Genomic DNA, 5103 nt, shown 5'->3' on the forward strand with positions numbered 1-5103 from the left:
CCCTCGGCCTCGACCAGCTTCTGCAGGATCGCCTTCTTGCCGTTCTCGGTGAAGGTGATGCTCTTTTCAGGACCTTCGATCCGCTCCTGAATCCATGCCTTTTCCTCCGGATTGGAGATGTGCATGAATTCGACGCCGAGCGTCGAGCAATAGGTGCGGGTCAGGATATCGACCATCTGCGGGATTGTGGCGTATTCCAGTCCCAGAACATTGTCGATGAAGATCGGGCGGTCGAAATCGGCCTCGGTGAAGCCGTAGGCCTGGGGCGACAATTCGTTGTAATCGTCGTCCGCCATGCCGGCGAGACCGAGCGGGTCAAGCTTGGCGTGCAGATGGCCACGCATGCGGAAGGCGCGGATCATCATCAGCGCGCGCACGGAATCGCGGGTGGCGCGCAGCACTTCCTCGCCGGAAAGGGCGGACCCTTCGGCCGCCGCCTTGGCGGTGAGCTTCTTCTCCACGACCCGTTCGACATCGCCCCAATTGCCGTCAAGGGCGGCGGTCAGCTCGTCGGCGGGCTTGACCGGCCAGTTGTCCTTTTTCCAGGACGCGCCCTCGGCCGCCTTCCTCACCGCGTCCGGATCATCGCCGAGCGCCTTGAAGAAATCGCGCCACTCTTGCGAAACCGAATTCGGATCATCCTCATAGGCCGCGTAGAGATGCTCGATATAGGTGGCATTCGCCCCATCGAGAAACGAGGTCAGGAGAAATTGTTCGTTGGCTTCTTGCCTGGACATGTGCACGCGCGGACGAATTCGTCCGCCTCCCGCTTGAAACGGTGAAACCGGCCTCACGCCGGTCCACCCTCTGAAATTCCGTCGAGCCGCCGTGACATCACGAGGAAAACGGTATTTTCGTGGCGACCCGCCGGTCGCCACGACATCTTTCTCAACTGGATCAGCCCTTCAGGACTTCGACCAGCGTCTTGCCGAGGCGGGCCGGAGACGGCGACACGGTGATGCCGGCCGATTCCATCGCCTCGATCTTGTCTTCCGCGCCGCCCTTGCCGCCGGAAATCACAGCGCCGGCATGGCCCATGGTGCGGCCGGGAGGGGCGGTACGGCCCGCGATGAAGCCGACCATCGGCTTCTTGCGGCCCTTCTTGGCCTCGTCCTTCAGGAACTGGGCAGCCTCTTCCTCGGCCGAACCGCCGATTTCGCCGATCATGATGATCGACTGGGTGGCGTCGTCGGCCAGGAACATTTCCAGCATGTCGATGAACTCGGTGCCCTTGACCGGGTCGCCGCCAATGCCGACGGCCGTGGTCTGGCCGAGGCCTTCATTGGTGGTCTGGAACACGGCTTCATAGGTGAGCGTGCCGGAGCGCGACAGCACGCCGACGGAGCCCTTCTTGAAGATCGAGCCCGGCATAATGCCGATCTTGCATTCTTCCGGCGTCAGAACGCCGGGGCAGTTCGGACCGATCAGGCGCGACTTCGACTTGTCGAGCTTCGCCTTGACCTTGACCATGTCGGCCACCGGAATGCCTTCCGTGATGCAGACGATCAGCGGAATTTCAGCCTCGATCGCTTCCAGAATGGCTGCACCAGCGCCTGCCGGCGGGACGTAGATCACGGACGCATCGGCGCCGGTCTTTTCCTTGCCTTCGGCAACGGAGGAGAAGATCGGCAGCGACGTACCGTCAACGCCCGAACTCCACTGCTCGCCACCCTTCTTCGGGTGGATACCGCCGACCATCTTGGTGCCGTAATAGGCGAGCGCCTGCTCGGTGTGAAACGTACCGGTCTTGCCGGTGAGGCCCTGAACCAGAACCTTGGTGTCTTTATTGACCAGAATGGACATGGTTACTCAGGCCTCCTTAACGGCCGAAACGATTTTCTGGGCCGCGTCGTCGAGATCATCGGCGGAGATGACGTTGAGGCCACTCTCGTTGATGATCTTCTTGCCGAGTTCGACATTGGTGCCTTCGAGACGGACGACCAGCGGCACCTTGAGACCGACTTCCTTGACCGCGGCAATCACGCCTTCGGCGATGACGTCGCAGCGCATGATGCCGCCGAAGATGTTGACCAGAATGCCCTTCACGGCCGGATCGGCGGTGATGATCTTGAACGCCGCCGTGACCTTTTCCTTGGAAGCGCCGCCGCCGACATCGAGGAAGTTCGCGGGTTCGGCGCCGTAGAGCTTGATGATGTCCATGGTCGCCATGGCAAGGCCTGCGCCATTGACCATGCAACCGATATTGCCGTCGAGCGCGACATAGGCGAGGTCATACTTGGAGGCCTCGATTTCCTTGGCGTCCTCTTCCGTGGTGTCGCGCAGGGCGCGGACATCGTCGTGGCGGAACAGCGCGTTGCCATCGAAGGAGCACTTGGCGTCGAGGACGCGCAGACGGCCGTTTTCCATGACGATCAACGGGTTGATCTCCAAGAGGCTCATGTCCTTCTCGACAAAGGCCTTGTAGAGGATCGGGAACAGACGCTCGGCGTCCTTGGCGGCATCGCCCTCAAGCTTCAGCGCTTCGCAGAGCGACTTGACGTCGGAGGCCGTCACGCCCGTATCGGGGTCGATGGCGACGGTCACGATCTTTTCCGGAGTTTCCTCGGCAACGGTCTCGATATCCATGCCGCCTTCGGTCGAAACCACGAAGGCCACACGGCCGACCGTGCGGTCGACCAGCAACGAGCAATAAAGCTCGCGGTCGATATCGGCGCCATCCTCGATATAGAGGCGGTTGACCTGCTTGCCGGCCGGGCCGGTCTGCTTGGTCACCAGCGTGTTGCCGAGCATTTCGTCCACAAACGCCTTCACTTCATCAGCAGACTTCGCAAGGCGCACACCGCCCTTGGCATCGGGGCCGAGTTCCTTGAACTTGCCCTTGCCGCGGCCGCCGGCATGGATCTGGCTCTTGACCACGTAAAGCGGGCCCGGAAGCTTCGCCACCGCGGCGTCGACTTCATCCTTGGTCAGGATGGCGACGCCATCGGCCACCGGCGCGCCGTAGCTCTTGAGCAGAGCCTTGGCCTGGTATTCATGAATATTCATTCGATATCCGTCCTTTTAGAGAAAGCGGCTTATTTCAGAGAGGGCGCGATTTCCTTGCAGGCATCGCAAAGGCCCTTCACGGCGTCCACCGACTTGTCAAAGCCGGCCTTGTCCTCGCCTTCCAGCGGAATTTCGACGATGCGCTCGACACCGCCCTCGCCGATAACGATCGGAACGCCGACATACATGCCGTCAACGCCGTACTGGCCGGTCAGGTGGGCGGCCGCAGGCATGACGCGCTTCTTGTCCTTGAGGTAGCTTTCGGCCATCGCGATCGCGGAAGCGGCAGGCGCGTAATAGGCCGAGCCGTTCTTCAAGAGCGCCACGATCTCGCCGCCACCACCACGGGTGCGGGTGATGATCGCGTCGAGCTTTTCCTGGGTGGTCCAGCCCATCTTGATGAGGTCGGGCAGCGGAATGCCGGCAACCGTCGAATACTGCGCGACCGGAACCATGGTATCGCCGTGGCCGCCGAGAACGAAGGCGGTGACGTCTTCAACCGAAACGTTGAACTCCTCGGCGAGGAAGTAGCGGAAACGGGCCGAGTCCAGCACGCCGGCCATGCCGACGACCTTGTTGGCCGGAAGGCCGGAGAATTTCTGCAGCGCCCAGACCATGGCGTCCAGCGGGTTGGTGATGCAGATGACGAAGGCGTTCGGAGCGTGCTGCGCGATGCCCGCGCCGACGGCTTCCATGACCTTGAGGTTGATGCCGAGCAGATCGTCGCGGCTCATGCCGGGCTTGCGCGGCACGCCGGCAGTGACGATGCAGACATCGGCGCCGGCGATGGCGGAATAATCGGATGCGCCGGTAAGCTTGGCGTCGAAGCCGTCAACCGGCGAGGATTCGGCGATGTCGAGCGCCTTGCCCTGCGGCAGGCCGTCCGCGATATCGAACAGGACGACGTCGCCCAGTTCCTTGAGCCCGGCGAGATGCGCGAGCGTGCCCCCGATCATGCCCGAACCGATCAATGCGATTTTATTGCGCGCCATGAATTATATCCTCTGAAAAATCCATTTCCGAGCACGCCGCAAAGCCTGCCCATGTCGCACGTTGGGATAGCCCCTATCCGGGCGATTTTCAACCGGTTTTTCGGACGCTAATATTTTCAATCGGTTATATATATTTTAATTGACGTAAAGGTAAGAATTCAAAAAGACGTGATCGTCATTCCGCCGCATTTTCGGCCCATTTTTTCTTGTGCGCTGCAAGGTAATCCGTGCTGCGCATCTCGAAAAGCCGCGACGCGGTGCGGTCGAACTCAAAGCCCTCGCGGCCCTTGCGCTCGGGGAGCAGATCCTCTGGCATGGCCGCCGCCGAGATCACCGTACGGATCGTCTGGTCGTAAAGCGTATCGATCAGCATGATGAAGCGCTTGATTTCATTGCGGCTATCGCTGCCGAGCACCGGCACCCCATCGATGAACACGGTGCGGTATCGCCTGGCGATCGCCATATAGTCCGTGGCCCCGAGCGGCTTCTTGCAGAGGTCATCGAAGCTAAACCGGGCAACCTCGCCACAGGCCCTTGGCACATGCAGCACGCGGCCGCGCATTTCGATCTCCTCGGCCTCCCCCTCCCTGCTGCCGGTCAGCAGCTTCCAGTTCTCGTCCATTCGCGCCGCCGTCTTCTCGTCAAGCGGGGTCAGGTAGACCGGACGGCCCTCGAACTTCTCCATGCGGTAGTCGGTAGCAGAATCGAGTGTCGTTACCGTGACATTCTCTTTAAGCACATCGATGAACGGCAGGAACAGGCCACGATTGAGACCGTCCCTGTAAAGGTCGTCCGGCGCCACATTGGAGGTCGCGACCAGCACGCAGCCGCGCTCGAACAGCGCGGAAAACAGCCGCGACAGGATCATCGCGTCGGCGATATCGGTGACGGTGAACTCATCGAAGCACAGAAGCCGGTTTTCGGCGATGATCTCGTCGGCCACCGGGCCGATCGGGTCGGCCTCCTTCACCTCGCCGGCCTTGAGCTTGCGGCGATAGGCGTTCAGCCTGTCCTGCACATCGGCCATGAAGGCGAAGAAATGGGCGCGGCGCTTGTCCGCGATCGGCGCAAGCTCGAAGAACATGTCCATCAGCATGGTCTTGCC

Annotated in this window: 5 protein-coding genes; all 5 read right to left on the minus strand. The window is 61.3% G+C overall.

What is annotated here, in order from left to right:
* Positions 1–737 (minus strand): 2-oxoglutarate dehydrogenase E1 subunit family protein (locus tag B4E36_RS13955; protein WP_414673760.1); only part of this gene is annotated, 737 nt, incomplete at its 3' end.
* A 160-nt stretch (positions 738–897) separates the two neighbouring features.
* Positions 898–1803: a succinate--CoA ligase subunit alpha gene (gene sucD / locus B4E36_RS13960; protein WP_292052444.1), complete on the minus strand. Its 906-nt coding sequence runs from the start codon at positions 1801–1803 to the stop codon at positions 898–900.
* A 6-nt stretch (positions 1804–1809) separates the two neighbouring features.
* Positions 1810–3006: an ADP-forming succinate--CoA ligase subunit beta gene (gene sucC / locus B4E36_RS13965; RefSeq protein ID WP_292052446.1), complete on the minus strand. Its 1197-nt coding sequence runs from the start codon at positions 3004–3006 to the stop codon at positions 1810–1812.
* Positions 3007–3035: 29 nt separating this feature from the next.
* Positions 3036–3998 (minus strand): malate dehydrogenase, encoded by a 963-nt coding sequence (gene mdh / locus B4E36_RS13970; protein ID WP_292052448.1) that lies wholly within the window; start codon positions 3996–3998, stop codon positions 3036–3038.
* A gap of 175 nt (positions 3999–4173) precedes the next feature.
* Positions 4174–5103 (minus strand): cell division protein ZapE (gene zapE, locus B4E36_RS13975; RefSeq protein WP_345900479.1); only part of this gene is annotated, 930 nt, incomplete at its 5' end.

The organism is Martelella sp. UBA3392, from assembly GCF_002358775.1.
GTDB classification, from domain to species: domain Bacteria; phylum Pseudomonadota; class Alphaproteobacteria; order Rhizobiales; family Rhizobiaceae; genus Martelella; species Martelella mediterranea.